General features: G+C 62.3%; 13 protein-coding genes and 1 pseudogene. 3 read left to right on the forward strand and 11 right to left on the reverse strand.

Features of this window, described 5'->3' with window-relative positions:
- A pseudogene (locus AC244_RS37255) lies at positions 1–199 on the forward strand (hypothetical protein); the annotation flags it as partial.
- A 72-nt stretch (positions 200–271) separates the two neighbouring features.
- On the opposite strand, the gene AC244_RS26505 reads toward AC244_RS37255, so the two are convergent.
- The 3 genes from AC244_RS26505 to AC244_RS26515 all read right to left on the reverse strand — a co-directional run bounded on the left by AC244_RS26505 (position 272) and on the right by AC244_RS26515 (position 3,143).
- Positions 272–1,663, reverse strand: coding sequence for a M20/M25/M40 family metallo-hydrolase (locus AC244_RS26505; protein WP_152976117.1), 1,392 nt, complete (start codon positions 1,661–1,663; stop codon positions 272–274).
- A 308-nt stretch (positions 1,664–1,971) separates the two neighbouring features.
- The gene (locus AC244_RS26510; RefSeq protein ID WP_053251821.1) at positions 1,972–2,415 is read right to left on the reverse strand and encodes a MarR family winged helix-turn-helix transcriptional regulator; all 444 of its coding nucleotides are present in this window, start codon (positions 2,413–2,415) and stop codon (positions 1,972–1,974) included.
- A gap of 341 nt (positions 2,416–2,756) precedes the next feature.
- Positions 2,757–3,143, reverse strand: coding sequence for a hypothetical protein (locus AC244_RS26515; RefSeq protein ID WP_053251822.1), 387 nt, complete (start codon positions 3,141–3,143; stop codon positions 2,757–2,759).
- 89 nt (positions 3,144–3,232) lie between these two features.
- Here AC244_RS26515 and polA point away from each other — a divergent pair, with 89 nt between their 5' ends.
- Positions 3,233–6,214 carry a DNA polymerase I gene (gene polA, locus AC244_RS26520; RefSeq protein WP_053251823.1) on the forward strand — a complete coding sequence of 994 codons (2,982 nt, stop codon included), beginning with the start codon at positions 3,233–3,235 and terminating at the stop codon, positions 6,212–6,214.
- Positions 6,215–6,433: 219 nt separating this feature from the next.
- Positions 6,434–7,288 carry a formyltetrahydrofolate deformylase gene (gene purU / locus AC244_RS26525; protein WP_053251824.1) on the forward strand — a complete coding sequence of 285 codons (855 nt, stop codon included), beginning with the start codon at positions 6,434–6,436 and terminating at the stop codon, positions 7,286–7,288.
- Here purU and AC244_RS26530 read toward each other — a convergent pair.
- From AC244_RS26530 to AC244_RS26565, 8 genes are all read right to left on the reverse strand, one after another.
- A complete protein-coding gene (locus tag AC244_RS26530; protein ID WP_053251825.1) occupies positions 7,281–7,925 on the reverse strand; it encodes a TetR family transcriptional regulator in 645 nt (214 codons plus the stop codon). The two genes, purU and AC244_RS26530, sit on opposite strands and share 8 nt — an antisense overlap.
- 54 nt (positions 7,926–7,979) lie before the next feature.
- Positions 7,980–11,120, reverse strand: coding sequence for an efflux RND transporter permease subunit (locus AC244_RS26535; RefSeq protein WP_053251826.1), 3,141 nt, complete (start codon positions 11,118–11,120; stop codon positions 7,980–7,982).
- Positions 11,121–11,130: 10 nt separating this feature from the next.
- Positions 11,131–12,348, reverse strand: coding sequence for an efflux RND transporter periplasmic adaptor subunit (locus AC244_RS26540; protein WP_053251827.1), 1,218 nt, complete (start codon positions 12,346–12,348; stop codon positions 11,131–11,133).
- A gap of 258 nt (positions 12,349–12,606) precedes the next feature.
- Complete coding sequence (locus AC244_RS26545; RefSeq protein ID WP_053251828.1) at positions 12,607–13,608, reverse strand: ABC transporter ATP-binding protein; 1,002 nt, start codon at positions 13,606–13,608, stop codon at positions 12,607–12,609.
- Between the two features lie 13 nt (positions 13,609–13,621).
- Complete coding sequence (locus tag AC244_RS26550) at positions 13,622–14,686, reverse strand: Gfo/Idh/MocA family protein (protein WP_053251829.1); 1,065 nt, start codon at positions 14,684–14,686, stop codon at positions 13,622–13,624.
- The gene (locus tag AC244_RS26555) at positions 14,683–15,522 is read right to left on the reverse strand and encodes a carbohydrate ABC transporter permease (protein WP_053251830.1); all 840 of its coding nucleotides are present in this window, start codon (positions 15,520–15,522) and stop codon (positions 14,683–14,685) included. Before AC244_RS26555 ends, AC244_RS26550 begins: the two co-directional genes overlap by 4 nt.
- Positions 15,523–15,533: 11 nt before the next feature.
- Complete coding sequence (locus tag AC244_RS26560; RefSeq protein ID WP_053251831.1) at positions 15,534–16,484, reverse strand: carbohydrate ABC transporter permease; 951 nt, start codon at positions 16,482–16,484, stop codon at positions 15,534–15,536.
- A gap of 373 nt (positions 16,485–16,857) precedes the next feature.
- Positions 16,858–18,117: an ABC transporter substrate-binding protein gene (locus AC244_RS26565; protein ID WP_053251832.1), complete on the reverse strand. Its 1,260-nt coding sequence runs from the start codon at positions 18,115–18,117 to the stop codon at positions 16,858–16,860.
- Between the last annotated feature and the right edge of the window lie 40 nt (positions 18,118–18,157).

Below are 18,157 nucleotides of genomic sequence, written 5' to 3' on the forward strand. Positions count from 1 at the left end.
CCCCGCCGTCTCCTTGTTGGCGATCGGCATCCTTTTGCAGATGCATGCGCTCTGGGATTTTCTCCAGCTGCGCTCGCTGCAGCCGAAAATCTACGATCAGGCGACGCGCATCTTCTTCATCGGCGTGGTGGTTACCGGCAGCGGCGTATTCGCAGCGCTGATTGCCGACTTTGTCGTGATGATCTCGAACGCGGCGTGATCGTCGTGGCGGGGGACCCGCCCCGACGTCGTTTACCTTAGCACGCCATATTTGGCGCGCGGCGCTGCAATATCAGGCGGCAAGCGCGTTCAGGATGCGGATCCAGGAACGAATGCCCTTGTGATAGGACTGCAGCTCATACTTCTCGTTGGGCGAATGGATGCGGTCGTCCGAAAGGCCGAAGCCGACGAGCAGCGATTCCATGCCGAGCATCTTCTGGAAGTCGCCGACGATCGGGATCGAGCCGCCCATGCCGATGACCACCGCCGGCTTCGGCCACTCGTCGGAAAGGGCGAGCTTTGCCGTGTTGAGCAGGTTCGAATCGTAAGGCAGCTGGATGGCCGGCGAACCGCCATGGGCGTGGAATTCGACGGTGCAATCCGCCGGCACCTTCGAGCGCACATAGGCGCGGAAGGCTTCGCGGATCTTTTCCGGATTCTGGTTGCCGACCAGGCGGAAGGAGACCTTGGCGGAGGCCTGTGCGGCGATCACCGTCTTAAAGCCCTCGCCGGTATAGCCGCCGGTGATGCCGTTGATCTCGGCGGTGGGGCGGGCCCAGGTCAATTCGAGAACCGAGCGGTTCTTTTCACCCGACGGGATCGAAAGACCGATTTCGCCGAGGAACTTTTCTGCCGTCTGGCCGAGGGTTTCCCATGCCACCTTGATCTGGGCCGGAGTTTCCTCGACGCCTTCGTAGAAGCCTTCAAGCGTCACGCGGCTGTTTTCGTCGTGAAGCCCGGCGAGGATGCCGGTGAGGATGCGGATCGGGTTGGCGGCAGCACCGCCGAAATAGCCCGAATGCAGGTCGCGATCGGCCGCCTTGATGATGACTTCCTCGCCGACGAGACCGCGCAAGCCAGCCGAGATCGCAGGCGTGTCCCGGTCCCACATGCTGGTGTCGCAGACGAGTGCATAGTCGGCTTTGAGTTCCGCCGCATTGGCTTCGAGGAAGGGTTTTAGCGACGGCGAGCCGGACTCTTCCTCACCTTCGAACAGGATCGTGACGCGGCAGGGCAGCGAGCCGTGAACTTCCTTGTAGGCGCGCGCCGCCTCGACGAAGGTCAGCAACTGGCCCTTGTCGTCGGCGGTGCCGCGGCCGGTGATGACCTTGCGGCCGGGCTCCAGCTCCTTGACGCCGGGCTCGAACGGATCGGTATCCCAGAGGTTCAGCGGATCGACCGGCTGGACGTCATAGTGTCCGTAGAACAGCACATGCGGCGCATCGGCGGTGGCGCCGGCGTGATGGGCGACCACCATCGGATGCCCGGGCGTGTCGCGGATCGAGGCGGTGAAACCGAGACCGTTCAATTCCGCGACCAGCCATTCGGCGGCCTTGCGGCAATCGGCCTTGAAGGCCGGATCGGTCGAGATCGACTTGATGCGCACGAGGTCGAAAAGCCTGTCCAGGCTCTTCGGCAGGTTTGCGTCTGCGCGCTCGAGAATGGGGGTGATATCTGCCATCATGCATATCCTTGCTTCAAGTTTTGCCGGAACCTACTGCATGACGTCGCAAATCGGAATCGATTTCAGCAGCGAAATCACGCAGCCGTTCAACGGGCGGCAGCGACTTTGGCGTGTCCGAACGAACCCGCTCAGGTTGCTTTACAGCGCCGCACGTCAAATATGACGCGCAAAGGACGCTGTAACGCTTTAAACTTGCTGCATAATTTTCTCCTTAAATCGGATCGATTTAAGGAATTATGCAGTAGAGCCTCAGGCGGGCGCGTTTAAGCCAAATTTTTTGATGGAACGATCAGAGGGTGTGGCCCGCCTCATGCGGCGCCGCCGTCGCGTGCGGCATGGGCAAGCGCCATGCGCATATATTCGAGCATCAGTTCGCGTTCGAATTGCCGTAGGCCGGACAGGAGCGATTGATCGGCAGCAAGGGCTGCCTCCTTGGCCGCGGCCTCAATTTGCCTGGCTCTCTCGGTCAGAAAGATCTGCTGCGATCGTTTGTCCTGCGGATGTTTGCGGCGGATGATCAGTCCGTCGCGCTCCATCCGCGCCAGCGTGTTGGCCATGGTCGCCTGTTCGATGTCGAGCCTGTCGAGAAGCTGCTTTTGCGTCAGGCCTTCCTCCGCCCACAATTCCAACAGGACGGGAAATTGCCCGGGCGCGAAGCCGAGCTTCTGGCCGCGCTCGTGAAGGGCACGCGAGAAATTCTTGGCCAGCAGGCTGGCCAGATAGGTCGCAGATTCCATACGATTGAAGGCCATGCCCCAATGGGTACGCCCGAAGCGGCGCGAAGACAAGTTACAAAGCAAGCGATGCACTTGAGAAAGCCTTGTCTCGCAAGGATTTGACCCGACCAACGAGAAACCGCCACGGCGCGGAGGCGGCGCCGTGGCGGTTCTCTGAAAACGGGACAAAGGCCCGGAGAGGGGGATAAGGCCTTTGTCCTCATCTGGTGCGGGCGGGGGACAGGCCAATCACCAGAAGACGGCATCACTCGGTGCCGTTGGGTAAGATTTGAGGAGTCAAATGTGGCTTTTCAAGGATTGGGCCAATGAATCGCACATTACAAATGCGTAACGTTTCCGTGAAAGCCGGACATTGCTTAGGCGCCTGTCGAGCGCCGGTTCCGCAAGGCAAAAATGACCTCCACCGAGCCGACCGCGATTGCAATCGTCAACGCCGATTTCGCCACATCGCCGACCGATTGATCCGGCCCGATGCACATGACGATAATGAAGGCGACGAAAAGTGCGGTCCGAGCGATCGTGTATTCGACCTTCTGCCAACGTGGCCACGGCGCCGCGTCCGCCCGTCTGAAATGGGTATCGAGCCCCGTCGTCGCAAGCAGATAGATGGGCGCAAAGAGGGTCTTGATGACGACAAGGAATGCCGGATCGCTCGACAAGAGCCAGGAAATGACGAAGCAGACTCCGCCAAACCCTGAAAGAACAAGGTACTGCCTCAGGGCATATTGCGCGTCATGCGGCATCGTTGCCTCCTCTGTGACAAATGGAGATTGTAGTGCTCAGCGGGAAAACCACAATGGACGTTTGACTCACCCCGCGCTATCCATTGCCCATGAAAAACGGTGATCACCTCTTCCTCGTCGACGGCTCCGGATTCATCTTCCGAGCGTTCCACGCCATCCCGCCGCTCAACCGCAAATCCGATGGCCTTCCGGTCAATGCGGTGTCCGGTTTCTGCAACATGCTGTGGAAGTTGCTCACCGACGCGCGCGACACCTCCGTCGGCGTCACGCCGACGCATTTCGCCGTCATTTTCGACTATTCCTCGAAGACCTTCCGCAACGAACTCTATGACCTCTACAAGGCCAATAGGACGGCTCCGCCGGAGGATCTCATCCCGCAGTTCGGGCTGATCCGCCATGCCACGCGCGCCTTCAATCTGCCCTGCATCGAGAAGGAAGGCTTCGAAGCCGACGACCTGATCGCGACCTATGCGCGCCTTGCCGAAAAGGCGGGCGCCAGCGTCACCATCATCTCCTCCGACAAGGACCTGATGCAGCTCGTGACGTCGAATGTCTCGATGTACGACAGCATGAAGGACAAGCAGATCTCGATCCCGGAAGTGATCGAGAAATGGGGCGTCCCGCCGGAAAAGATGATCGATCTCCAGGCGATGACCGGCGATTCCACCGACAACGTGCCCGGCATCCCCGGCATCGGCCCGAAGACCGCGGCGCAATTGCTGGAGGAATATGGCGATCTCGATACGCTCCTCGCCCGCGCCGGCGAGATCAAGCAGGCCAAGCGCCGCGAAAACATCATCGCCAATGCCGATCTCGCCCGCCTGTCGCGCCAACTGGTGACGCTGCGGACGGACACGCCGCTCGACGTCCCTCTCGAAGACTTTCAGCTCGAACCGCAGGATGGACCGCGTCTCGTCGCTTTCCTGAAGGCGATGGAGTTTACGACGCTCACCCGTCGCGTTGCTGCCGCGACGGACACCGACGCCGATGCGGTCGAGCCGGCTGCCGTGCCGGTCGAGTGGGGCGCGGATGCGCGCGGACCGGATCTCGACAAGGCTGCGGTTGCCCCGGCGCCGTCGAGTGCCGGAGAGGTTGCGCCTGCCGCCATGGGCCAGCCAGCCTCCACGGCCGAGGCCACCGAGGCGACGCCAGAGGCGCTCGCGCAGTCGCGCGCTGCCCTTTTTGCCGGCGCCGCCATCGACCACTCGCGGTATGTCGCGATCCGCGATCTGCCGACGCTCGACGCCTGGATCGCAGACGCGAAGGACGCTGGCCTTGTCGCCTTCGACACCGAAACGACGTCGCTCGACGCCATGCAGGCAGAGCTCGTTGGCTTCTCGCTGGCGCTTGCGGACTATGCCAAGGACCCCTCGGGAACGATGATCCGCGCTGCCTATGTGCCGTTGATCCATAAAACAGGGGTTGGCGATCTTCTCGGCGGCGGCCATGCCGAAAACCAGATCCCGGTGCGCGAGGCGTTGAGCCGGCTGAAGGTGCTGCTCGAAGATCCGTCGGTGCTGAAGGTCGCCCAGAACCTGAAATACGACTATCTCGTCATGAAGCGGCACGGCATCACCGTCCAGAGCTTCGACGACACCATGCTGATGTCCTACGTCGCCGACGCCGGCAACGGCACGCACGGGATGGATTCGCTGTCGGAGCGTTGGCTCGGCCACAAGCCGATCGCCTACAAGGATATGACCGGCAGCGGCAAGTCGTCGGTGACCTTCGATTATGTCGACATCGACCGCGCCACCGCCTACGCCGCCGAGGATGCCGACATCACGCTGCGGCTCTGGCACGTGCTGAAGCCGCGGCTCGTGGCCAAGGGGCTGGTGCGCGTCTATGAACGGCTGGAGCGCCCGCTCGTGCCGGTGCTGGCGCACATGGAAGAGCGTGGCATCACCATCGACCGCCAGATTCTGTCGCGTCTCTCCGGCGAACTGGCGCAAGGGGCCGCGGCGCTCGAAGACGAGATCTATAAGTTAGCCGGCGAAACGTTTACCGTCGGTTCGCCCAAGCAGCTCGGCGATATCCTCTTCGGCAAGATGGGGTTGCCCGGCGGTTCGAAGACCAAGACCGGGCAATGGTCGACCTCGGCGCAGGTGCTCGAGGACCTCGCCGCCGAGGGCCACGAGTTGCCGCGCAAGATCGTCGACTGGCGCCAGATGACGAAGCTGAAGTCGACCTATACCGACGCCCTGCCGGGTTTCGTCCATCCGGAAACCAGGCGCGTCCACACCTCCTATGCCCTGGCGGCGACAACCACTGGACGCCTGTCCTCGTCCGACCCGAACCTGCAGAACATTCCGGTGCGCACCGCCGAAGGCCGCAAGATCCGCACGGCTTTCATCGCCACATCAGGTCACAAGCTGGTTTCCGCCGACTACAGCCAGATCGAGTTGCGCGTGCTGGCCCATGTGGCCGACATCCCGCAGCTTCGCCAGGCCTTCGCCGATGGCGTCGACATTCACGCCATGACCGCCTCCGAGATGTTCGGCGTGCCGGTCGAGGGCATGCCGAGCGAAATCCGCAGGCGGGCGAAGGCCATCAACTTCGGCATCATCTACGGCATCTCCGCCTTTGGGCTTGCCAACCAGTTGTCGATCGAGCGCTCGGAAGCCAGCGACTACATCAAGAAGTATTTCGAGCGTTTTCCCGGCATTCGCGACTACATGGAAAACACCAAGGCCTTTGCCCGTGAGCATGGTTATGTCGAAACGATTTTTGGTCGCCGTGCCCACTATCCCGACATTCGCTCGTCGATCCCGTCGCATCGCGCCTTCAACGAACGCGCTTCGATCAATGCGCCGATCCAGGGGTCTGCCGCAGACATCATCCGCCGTGCCATGGTGAAGATCGAGCCGGCGCTGAGCGAGGCGAAGCTTTCCGCCCGCATGCTGCTGCAGGTGCACGACGAACTGATCTTTGAGGTCGAGGACGCCGAAGTCGAGCGGACCATTCCGATCGTCGTGTCGGTGATGGAGAATGCGGCGATGCCGGCGCTCGACATGCGCGTGCCCCTCAAGGTCGATGCCCGCGCCGCGATGAACTGGGACGAGGCACACTGAGGTTTCTCTGAGGGATTCCATCAGTAGTCTCGCATCGACAGCTGCAGTTATTCTTGCAGAAGGCGGCCACCACGGCCGCCTTCTGTCTGTCTGCCTATCACAATGATAGAAAGCGTATGCCGCCCCCGCCACAGCGGTTGCGGCCGTCCTCGTCTCCCCCTAGGCAGCCTCTGGGGAGGGCGCATAAGCGCCCGGCAGAGCCGCCAATCGGAGGAGACCATGGCCATCAACACATTCATCCTTGTGCTGTCCTGTGACGACAAGCCCGGCATCGTTGCTGCGGTCACGACGGAGTTGGCCAGCCTTGGCGCCAATATTGCCGAGAGCAGTCAGTTCTGGGATCGGCACACCAACAGCTTCTTCATGCGCATCGCCTTCCAGGCGCCTGATGGCACGGCACGGGACGATGTCGAGCGGGCGCTGCGGCCGGCCGTCGAGAGGTTCCAGATGCGTATCACGCTGACGGAGGCCGCGCGCAAGCCGAAGATTGTCATCCTGGTGTCGAAGTTCGACCATGCGCTTCTGCATCTGCTCTACCAGATCCGCGTCGGCTGGCTGAACGCCGAGGTCGTCGCCATCGTCTCCAATCACGAGGACAGCCGAAGGACGGCGGAACTCGAGGCGATCCCCTATCATCATTGGCCGGTATCGAAGGCCAACAAGGCGGAGCAGGAGGAGAAGCTGTTGCGCCTGGCGCAGGAGACCGGTGCGGATTTGGTGATCCTGGCGCGGTATATGCAGGTCTTTTCAGACAATCTGTCGAAGCGCCTCTACGGCAAGGCCATCAACATCCATCACTCGTTCCTGCCGTCGTTCAAGGGGGCCAAGCCCTATCACCAGGCGCATGAGCGCGGCGTCAAGCTGATCGGCGCCACGGCCCATTACGTCACCTCGGATCTCGATGAGGGGCCGATCATCGAGCAGGAAACCGAACGCGTCAGCCACGCGCTGACGGCGGAAGATTTCGTCGCCAGCGGCCGCGACATCGAGAGCCGCGTGCTGGCACGCGCCGTCAAGCTGCACCTGGAACGGCGCGTCATGCTCAACGGCCATAAGACCGTCGTCTTCAGCTGACGGTGGACAGCGCGGGACGGGCGGCGGGCGGCGTGCGAAAGCTGGAAAACAGTCGCCTCAGCCCGTCACGCCCTTCGGTAACGATGTCGAAGCGGCGACCGAAGAGCAGCCACTCGGTGCAGAGACCGAGCATCACCCAGTGAAGCGCACGGGTCGCCGACGTGGGCGTCCAGCTGTCCTGCATGTAGCCTTTGGCAAGCGCACGGGAAAAGGCCAGTTCCAGCAGGGCATTGTGGTGCTCGTCGAGCTCCTTGTGTCGGGTCAGGACCTCGCTCATGTCCCCGTCGTAGTTGGTGCGCAGCATGATGGTGAGAATGCGCTGGCGCTGCTCGTCGGCGGCCAGGATAACGAGCCAGGCGCCCATCGCGTCCTCGACGATCGCCAGCGTATCGGCGGCTTCGGCCTCGATTTCCTGGGCAACCATGTCTTCCTGCGGCAGCGGCACGGCATCGTGCAGGGCCAGGAAAAGATCGGTCTTGTTGGCGAAGTGCCAGTAGATGGCGCCGCGGGTGACGCCCGCCTCCTTTGCCACTTCCTCCAGTGTCGTGTTTGAAACACCCTTTGCGTAGAACACACGCTCGGCAGCACTCAGGATCTTCTGCCGGGTTGCCTCCGCATCGGCTTTCGTTCGGCGCATTCATTCCTCCTTGCAGAACGGCCCGCCGAGGGGGGCGGGCCGTCGATTGTCGCGTTACTCGGCGGGTGTCGGGTTCTCGGTTGCAGCCGGTGTGGCTTCGGCCTTCCTGCGTGCGAACAGCTTCGTGACGAACACGAAGAACACCGGAACGAAGAAGATCGCCAGCACCGTTGCCGAAATCATGCCACCCATCACGCCGGTACCGATGGCGCGCTGGCTGCCGGAGCTTGCGCCTGTGGCGATTGCCAGCGGCAGAACGCCGAGCGTGAAGGCGAGCGACGTCATCAGGATCGGGCGGAAGCGTAAGTGCGCTGCCTCCAGCGTCGCATCGATCAGCGACTTGCCCTGTTCACGCAGTTCCTTGGCGAACTCGATGATCAGGATGGCGTTCTTCGCCGACAGGCCGATGATCGCGATCAGGCCGACCTTGAAGTACACGTCGTTCGGCATGTCGCGCATGGTCACGGCGAGCACCGAACCGATGACGCCGAGCGGAACCACCATGATCACCGCCACCGGGATCGACCAGCTCTCATAGAGCGCGGCCAGGCACAGGAAGACGAGCAGGCACGACAGCGCGATCAAGAGAGGCGCTTGGGTACCCGACTGGATTTCCTGCAGGGACTGGCCGGTCCATTCGTAACCGAAGCCTGCCGGCAACTCGCCCGCAAGCCGCTGCATCTCGTTGATCGCGTCACCGGAGGAATACCCCGGAGCCGCTTCGCCGCTGATGCGCACCGACGGATAGCCGTTGTAGCCGATCGTCTGCGTCGAGGCCTTGACCCATTCCACCGTCGCAAAGGCGGAGAGCGGAACCATGCCGCCATTGGCGTTGCGGACGTTGAGGTTCAACAGATCCGCAGTCTGCATGCGCTGACCCTCGTCTGCCTGCACCGTCACGCGCTGCATGCGGCCGGCATTCGGGAAGTCGTTGACATAGGACGAGCCAAGGTTGGTCGAGATCGTCGAGTTGATGTCCGCGAAGGTCACGCCGAAGGTGTTGGCCTTTTCGCGGTCGATGGTCACGCTGACCTGGGCCGCGTCGGGCATGCCTTCGAAGCGAACGCCGGTGACGATCTTGCTCTCAGCCGCAAGGCCGAGAAGCTGGTCGCGTGCCTGCGAGAGGGCAGCTTCGCCGAGGCCGCCGCGATCCTGCAGGCGGAACGAGAAGCCCCCGGTGGTGCCGAGGCCCTGGATCGCCGGCGGCGACAGCGCGAAGCTGATCGCATCCTTGATCTGGCTCATCGCCATGGTGGCACGCATGGCGATCGACTGGGCCGCATTGTCGGCGTCGCGTTCCTTCCAGTCCTTCAGCGTCACGAAGGCGAGCGCTGCGTTCTGTCCGGTGCCGAAGAAGGAGAAGCCGTTGATCGCGATGATGCGTTCGACAGCGGGCTCCTGGCCGAAGATCTTCTCAGCCTGTTCCACCACCTCGGTCGTGCGGTTGCCCGTCGCCTCGGAGGGGAGCTGCATCATGACGATCACGAAGCCCTGGTCTTCGTCCGGAAGGAACGACGACGGCAACTTCATGAACAGCCAGCCGAGGCCGGCCAAAACGGCGACGTAGACGATCATGTAGCGACCGGTCCGGTGGACCAGGCGCTTCACGATGCCGCTATAGCCGTGCGAGGTCTTGTCGAAGCTGCGGTTGAACCAGCCGAAGAAGCCGCGCTTGGCGTGGTGGTGACCCTTGGGAACCTGCTTCAGGAAGCTGGCGCACAGCGCCGGCGTCAGCGACAGCGCGAGCAGCGCCGAGAACAGGATCGACACGACCATCGTCAGCGAGAACTGGCGATAGATCACGCCGACGGCGCCCGGGAAGAAGGCCATCGGAATGAACACCGAAGCCAGAACCAGCGTGATGCCGATGACGGCGCCGGTGATCTGCTTCATCGCCTTGCGGGTGGCTTGCTTTGGCGTCAGCCCCTCTTCGGACATGATGCGCTCGACGTTCTCGACGACGATGATCGCATCGTCGACGAGGATGCCGATCGCCAGCACCATGCCGAACATGGTCAGAACGTTGATCGAGAAGCCCATCGCCAGCATCACCGCGCAGGTGCCCAAAAGAGCGACCGGCACGACCAGCGTCGGGATGATGGTGTAGCGGATGTTCTGCAGGAACAGGAACATCACGATGAAGACGAGCGCGACCGCTTCGACCAGCGTCGAAAGCACCTTCTCGATGGAGACGGCAACGAACGGCGAAGTGTCGTAGGGAACCGAATATTCGAGCCCATCAGGGAAGAACTTCGACAGTTCGTCCATGCGCTCCTTGATCGCCGCCGAGGTCGACATCGCGTTGCCGCTTGGCGACAGCTGTATGGCGATAGCCGCGGATGGCTTGCCGTTCAGGCGGGTCGAAAACGCGTAGCTTTCGCCACCGATTTCGACGCGGGCGACGTCGCGCAGACGAACGGAGGAGCCGTCCGGATTGGCGCGAAGCACGATTGCTCCGAATTCCTCGGCACTGGACAGCTGACCCTTGACGACAACGGGAGCACTGATCTGCTGCGTGATCGGGTTCGGCTGAGCGCCGATCGAGCCGGATGCGATCTGGGCGTTCTGGGCCTGGACGGCATTCGTCACGTCGGCGGCCGTCAGGTTGAGGCCGAGCATCTTGTCCGGATCGAGCCAGACGCGCATCGAGCGTTCGGTCGCAAACAGCTGCGCGCGGCCGACGCCGGGCACGCGCTGGACTTCGTTCAGCACGTTGCGGCTGAGATAGTCGCCGAGACCGATGGCGTCCATCGAACCGTCGGTCGAGGTGAGCGCGACGATCATCAGGAAGCCGGAACCCGCTTCATCGACCTGCACGCCCTGGCGCTTGACCGAATCGGGCAGGCGCGGTTCGACGCGGCGAACGCGGTTCTGAATGTCGACGGCCGCCTGTCCCGGATCGGTACCGGGCGCAAAGGTAGCGCTGATGTCGACCGAGCCGGAAGCGCTGGAGGTCGATTCGAAATAGAGCAGGCCTTCGACGCCGTTCAGCTCGTTTTCGATCAGACGGGTGACGCTCTGATAGGTGTCCTGCGACGACGCGCCGGGGTAGCTCGTGTTGATGGAGATCTGCGGCGGTGCGACATCAGGATATTGCGATACCGGCAAGAGCGGTATCGCAATGATGCCGGCGATCATGATGAAAATCGCCACCACCCAGGCAAAAATAGGCCTGTCGATGAAAAAACTAGGCATTAATCAGCACTCACTTTGTGGCTTCAGCGGGCTTTTCTTCGGCCGCCGCGGTCGTCTGGGCTGCTTCGGTCACAGGCTTGGCGTTCGGGTCCCAGTCGGTCGGTTCCACCGGTGCACCGGGGCCGATCTTCTGGAAGCCTTCGACGATGACCTTTTCACCGGGCTTCAACCCGGTGGTCACCTGCCAGCGGGTTCCGACTGTCCGTCCAAGCGTGACGTTGCGGAACTCGACCTTCTTGTCGGCGGCCACGACATAGACCTGCGACTGGCCGGCATTGTTGCGCTGGACAGCCTGCTGCGGCACGGTGATCGCGTCCTTTTCGACGCCCTGCTGGACAAGCACGCGGACATACATGCCCGGCAAGAGGTCGCCGTCGGGGTTGGGGAACTCGCCGCGCAGCGTGACCTGGCCGGTCGTCGCGTCGACGGCCGCTTCCGAGAACAGGAGCTTGCCCTTGTGCTCGTAAGTCGTGCCGTCGTCGAGGATCAGCTGAACCTCGGCTTCCAGATCGGCGCTCATCATCTGGCCGTCCTCGAGCGCCTTGCGCAGGCGGATGAGGTCGGTCGCCGACTGGGTAAAGTCGGCATAGAGCGGATCGAGCTGCTGGATCGTGGCGAGGTTTTCCGAGCTGTTGGCGCTGACGAGCGCGCCCTCGGTGATGAGAGCGCGGCCGATCTGGCCGGTGATCGGGGCGGTCACGTTGGCATATTGCAGGTCGAGCTTGGCTGCGGCGAGGCCCGCTTCGGCGATCGCGACGTCGGCGTCGGCTTGGGCGAGCAAGGCGGTCGCATCGTCGAACTGCTGGGCGGCGACGACGTTGGCCTTTTTCAGCGCTTCCTGTCGGGCAGCTTTCTGCTCTGCCTGGAGGTGCACGGCCTTGGCGCGGCGCAGCGTCGCCTCGGCCCTCTCGACCTGGACCTGGAAGGGAGCCGGATCGATGCGGTAGAGCACGTCACCCTCCTTGACCTTCGAGCCCTGCTGGAAGACGCGTTCGACGACGATGCCGGAAACGCGCGGGCGAACTTCGGCGACGCGCGTCGCGGTGATGCGGCCCGGCAGTTCGTTGGTGATCGGCAGCGTCTCGGATGCGGTCGTGAAGACGGCGACGGCCGATGGCGGGAAGGCGGGAGCGGCCTGTTCTTCTTGTTTCTGGCAGCCGGAAAGGAGAATCACGGTTGCCAAGGCGGCGGCCAGTGTCGGTCGGTTCATGCGCATAGCGATGTCCATATTCGGTGACCGTGCGCAGCCAGGGCGTATCGCAGGGCTGCGCGGTCCGGAAGTGAAGGGAAGCAAGACCAGTATCGGGATCGGAAAATACCGGAACGCTAATATACAAACACAAATGTATGTTAATTTGCGCCGCAGTGCAACACCGTGATGCAGTGCGTTCTTTCGATGAAAAAAATCAACCGCCGCAGTGCTTTGGGCACCACGGCGGCTGATCATCACGCAGCTGTGATCCGGCGATGTGCCGGATGGGTTGTCTCAGGCGAGGATGCGGTCGTCGGCACCGAAGCGGTGCATGCTGCCGACCATCGGCGTCGCATAGACGATATCATCAGGCGCGTGGCGGTGTTCGCCAAACAGCCGAACGGTGATCAGGCCGACCTGTTCGGACTCGAGATAGACGATCGTGTCGGCACCCAGGTGCTCGACATGCACGACCTTGCCCTTCCAGTCGCCGCTCTCGCGCGACAGACCGATATGTTCCGGCCGGATGCCGATCGTCTTGGCGCGCGCATTGCCGAGGCGAGCGCCGTCGATGAAGTTCATCTGCGGCGAGCCGATGAAGCCGGCGACGAAGACGTTGGCCGGCCGGTTATAGAGGTCCATCGGCGAGCCGATCTGCTCGATCTGGCCGGCGTTCAGCACCACGATCTTGTCGGCGAGCGTCATGGCCTCGACCTGATCGTGGGTCACGTAGATCATCGTTGCCTTCAGACTGCGGTGCAGCCGGGCGATCTCGAGCCGGGTGTTGACGCGCAAGGCCGCATCGAGGTTCGACAAGGGCTCGTCGAACAGGAACAGTTTTGGTTCGCGCACGATGGCACGGCCGATGGCGACGCGCTGGCGTTGGCCGCCGGAAAGCTCCGCCGGACGCCGGGCGAGATAGGGGTCGAGCGACAGCATGTTGGCGGCCTTGCCGACCTTGTCTTCGATTTCCGCCTTCGGCTTGCCCGCCTGCTTCAGGCCCAGGCCCATATTGTCCTTCACCGTCAGGTGCGGATAGAGCGCATAGGACTGGAACACCATGGCGATGCCGCGTTTGGCGGGCGCCACGTGTCCGACTTCGACGCCGTCGATCTGGACGCTGCCGGAGGTTGCGTCCTCAAGGCCGGCGATGGTGCGCAGCAATGTCGACTTGCCGCAGCCGGAAGGACCAACGAAGATGACGAACTCGCCGTCCTTCACTTCCAGGTCGATGCCCTTGAGAACCTCATGGCTTCCGTAGGCCTTGCGGATGGATTTGAGTTGAAGTGATCCCACCTGGTTGCCCCTCTTAAAGTTTGACCGGCTGGCCGGTGCGGACGCTTTCATCAGCCGCAAGGCAGATGCGCAGCGACTGGACGGCGTCGTTCATGTGGCGGTCGAGATTGATATCTTCGCGGATGGCCTTCAGCACATAGGCCTGCTCACGATCGCAGAGTTCCTGATGGCCCGGCTCTCCGTCCATTGTCAGGTCTTCGTCCGGTTTCAGGAAGCGGCCGTTGGGGCCGGTTTCCGCATTATGCACGCGAATGACCGAGGTCTTGGTGTGGGTGTCGATATCGTCCGACTTGGCGTTCGGATCCATGACGATCGACACGGAGCCCTTCGGCGACATCACGTCCTTCACGAAGAAGGCGGTCTCCGAAATCATCGGCCCCCAGCCGGCTTCGTACCAGCCGGCCGACCCGTCTTCGAAGATCACCTGGAGATGGCCGTAATTGTACATGTCCGAAGCGATTTCGTCGGAAAGACGCAGACCCATGCCGCGCACCTCCACCGGCTTGGCGTCGGTGATCTGGCACATGACGTCGACATAATGCACGCCGCAGTCGACGATCGGCGGCGTCGTCTGCATCAGCGACTTGTGCGTTTCCCAGGTCGGGCCGCTCGACTGCTGGTTCAGGTTCATGCGGAAGACGTAGGGACCGCCGAGTTTGCGGGCTTCGGCGATCAGCCGGATCCAGGACGGACGATGGCGCAGGATATAGCCGATGATCAGCTTGCGGCCATGCTTCCTGGCGGCGGCAACGACCCGTTCGGCGTCGGCGACCGTCGTTGCCAGCGGCTTTTCCACGAAGACGTCGCAGCCTGCTTCGAAGGCAGCGACCGCATAGTCGGCATGACTGTCGGAATAGGTGCAGACCGAGCAGAGCTCGGGTTTCAACTCTGCAACTGCCGCCTTGAAATCCGGATGGATCGTATAGCCGCGAAGCTCTTCAGGAAGCTCGACCTTGGAGCGATTGACCAGGCCGACGATCTCGAAGCCGGGATTGTTGTGATAGGCCAGCGCATGGCTGCGGCCCATATTGCCGAGGCCCGCGACGAGGACCCGGACCGGTTTGCTGGATGAACTCACTTGACTGCTCCTGCGGTGATGCCGCGGATCAGCTGCCGCGAGAAGATGACATAGAGGACGAGAACCGGGAGGATGGCGAGCGACAGGGCCGCAAGCACCGCGTTCCAGTTGGTGACGAACTGGCCGATGAAAATCTGCGAGCCGAGTGTCACCGTCTTGGTCGCTTCTGCCGGCGCCAGGATCAGCGGGAACCAGAGATCGTTCCAGATCGGGATCATCGTGAACACGGCGACGGTCGCCATCGCCGGCCGGATCAACGGCAGCACGAGGCGGAAAAAGATCGAGTATTCCGACAGCCCGTCGATGCGACCGGCGTTCTTCAGGTCATCGGAAACGGTACGCATGAACTCCGACAGGATGAACACCGCGAGCGGCAAACCTTGCGCGGTATAGACCAGGATCAGCGCCGTCAGCGTGTTGACGAGGTTGGCCGCGACCATGCCCTGAAGGATGGCGACGGTGCCGAGCCGGATCGGGATCATGATGCCGATCGCGAGATAGAGCCCCATCAGCGTGTTGCCGCGGAAGCGGTATTCCGACAGCGCGAAGGCGGCCATGGCGCCAAACAAGAGCACCAGCGCGATCGCGACGATCGTGACGATGAAGCTGTTCTGGAAGTAGGTCACGAAATCGCCCTGGCCGAGCACCGTCTGGTAGCCGATCAGGCTGAAGGTCTGGGGCGTGGGGACCGTCAATGGCGCCCGGAAGATCGCGTTGCGATCCTTGAACGAGTTGATGATCGTCAGGAACACCGGAAACAGCGAGATGAGCGTATAGGCGATCAGCGCGATGTGGACGAAGCCGGTGCGGAAAATGGAGTGGCGTGCTTGCGACATCTCGGCCTCCCTTAGAACTGATAGCGGCGCATGCGGCGCTGGATGACGAAGAGGTAGAGCGATACGCCGGCGAGGATGATCAGGAACATCACCGTCGCGATCGTCGCGCCCATCGAGCGGTCGCCGAGCTGCAGCTGGAAGCCGAAGAAGGTGCGGTAGAGCAGCGTGCCGAGAATGTCGGTCGAACCATCAGGACCGGCAAGCGCGCCCTGCACCGTATAGACCAGGTCGAAGGCGTTGAAGTTGCCGACGAAGGTCAGGATCGAGATGATGCCGATCGCGGGCAGGATCAGCGGCAGCTTGATCTTCCAGAACTGGCTCCAGCCGGTGACGCCGTCGCATTCGGCGGCCTCGATCACCTCATCGGGAATGTTGAGCAGCGCGGCATAGATCAGCATCATCGGGATGCCGACATATTGCCAGACCGAGATCAGCGATACGGCGATCAGAGCCGAGCCGGGCTTGCCGAGCCAGGGTGCAAACATCGACTTCAGGCCGACGAGATCGAGCATCCCAGGCGCAACGCCCCAGATCGGCGAAAGGATCAGCTTCCAGATGAAGCCGACGATGACGAAGGACAGCAGCGTCGGCAGGAAGATCGCCGTGCGGTAGAACGTGACGAAACGCAGCTTCGGAATGGACAGCATCGCCGCCAGCGCAACGCCGATCGGGTTCTGCACGCACATGTGAATGATGAAGAAGATGACGTTGTTCTTCAGCGCGTTCCAGAAATCGTGCGCCCAGCGCTCGTCGCCGAACAGCACCTGGAAGTTTGCGAGGCCAACGAAGGTCGGCTGACCGTCGACCGTGTTGAACAGCGAGAGACGCAGCGTCTCGATCAGCGGCAGGATCATGACCGCCGTGTAGACCAGAAGGGCCGGCAGCAGAAAGACGAGGATGTGCCAGCGCTTCGGCCGTTTCACGGTCGGCTGTTCCTCTTGCAGTGAAGTGGCGTTGCTCATTGATCGTACCCGCTTGTTCGACCGGTTCCCCAAGGCATCATGATGCACGTCGACGCCATACGGCCGGTCCTGCCGCATACCGCCTGCCCCGATCCGGGCTCATGACGAAGGTTAAGGCTATCGCGTTCTTTTGCAAACGACTGCGTCGGTGACCTCCCCATCAAGGGGAGGTCGATGACGCTGCGGCTGGGGGAGTGCCTCCTTGGACAATGTCGCCCCGCCCGGCCCTTGCTGCATGTTTCCTCAGATCCTATCCGATTTAAGGACAAAACATGCAGCAATTCAAAGTGCTACAGCGACCTCTGCGCGTCCGACAGGACGCGCGGCGCCGTAGGGCCGACCCTCCCCTTGAAGGGGAGGGAACCAGTTGCGCTTACTTTGCCGGCTTGTACCAGCCGTCGAGACCCTTCTGCAGCTTTTCGGCAGCAACCTCAGGCGTATCCGTGCCGTTGATGACGTTGGCAGATTCGACCCAAGTCTCGTTTTCGAGGTTCGGCGTACCGCGCGACAGGATCTGGTAGGTCGAGCGGATCGTCGGCTTGCACTTTTCGCGCCAGGAAACGAATTCCTGAGCGAGCGGATCGGCCATCTTCACGGCGGTCGAGTTCAGGCTGAAGAAGCCCGGCAGCGCGTTGGCGTAGATGTCGGCGAATTCCGGCGACGAGATCCAGGTCAGGAGCTTCTTGGCTTCTTCGGCATGGGCGCTCTTGGCGTTGAGGCCGACGCCGATGTCGTTGTGGTCGGAGATGTAGCAAGCGTCGCCGGCGTTCTTAACCGGAGGCGGGAAGGCGCCCATCTTGAACTGGGCCTGGGTGTTGAACAGGCCGATTTCCCACGAGCCGGCCGGATAGATCGCCGCGCGGCCGAGCGTGAACAGGTTCTGGCTGTCCGGGTAGGTCTGGGCTTCGAAACCGTCGCCGAGGTAGTCCTTCCACTTGGCGAGAACGCGATAGGGCTCGACCCACGCATCGTCGGTCAGCTTCTGCTCGCCCTTGATCAGCGCGGCGCGGCCTTCTTCACCCTTCCAATAGGTCGGGCCGATGTTCTGGTAGCCCATGGTCGCGGCTTCCCAGAGGTCCTTCGTGCCCATCGCCATCGGGATGTAGTTGCCGTCGGCCTTGATCTTGTCGAGGGCCGCAAAGAATTCCGCTTCCGTCGTCGGGATCTGGATGCCGAGCTGGTCGAAGGCGTCCTTGTTGTAGATGAAGCCGTGGATGACCGAAGCCATCGGCACGCAGAAGGTGGCCGAGCCATCGTCCGTCGTCCAGGCCGACTTGGCGACCGGCGAAAAATTCTCCATGCCCGGAAGCGCTGTCAGGTCAGCCAGGTGCTTCTTGTTGTAGAGTTCGAGCGAGGCGTCGAACGGGCGGCAGGTGATCAGGTCGCCAGCCGAGCCGGCGTCGAGCTTGGCGTTCAGCGCCGCGTTGTATTCGGTCGGAGCGGTCGGAGCGAACTTGACCTTGATGCCGGGGTTCTTGGCTTCGAAGGCCGGGATCAGCTTTTCCTGCCAGATCGCCAGGTCGTCGTTGCGCCAGCTTTCGATCGTCAGGGTGACGTCCTCCGCGTGGGCCAGGCCGGCCGAGCCGAGAATGCTCGACGCGAGCAGCAGGCCCTTGATAGTCGTATGGGTCATTTAGCTTCTCCCTCTTATATGCGCCGTTCTGGCGCGGTTT

Origin of the sequence: Ensifer adhaerens (genome assembly GCF_001270265.1) — a bacterium.
Lineage (GTDB): Bacteria > Pseudomonadota > Alphaproteobacteria > Rhizobiales > Rhizobiaceae > Ensifer > Ensifer adhaerens_B.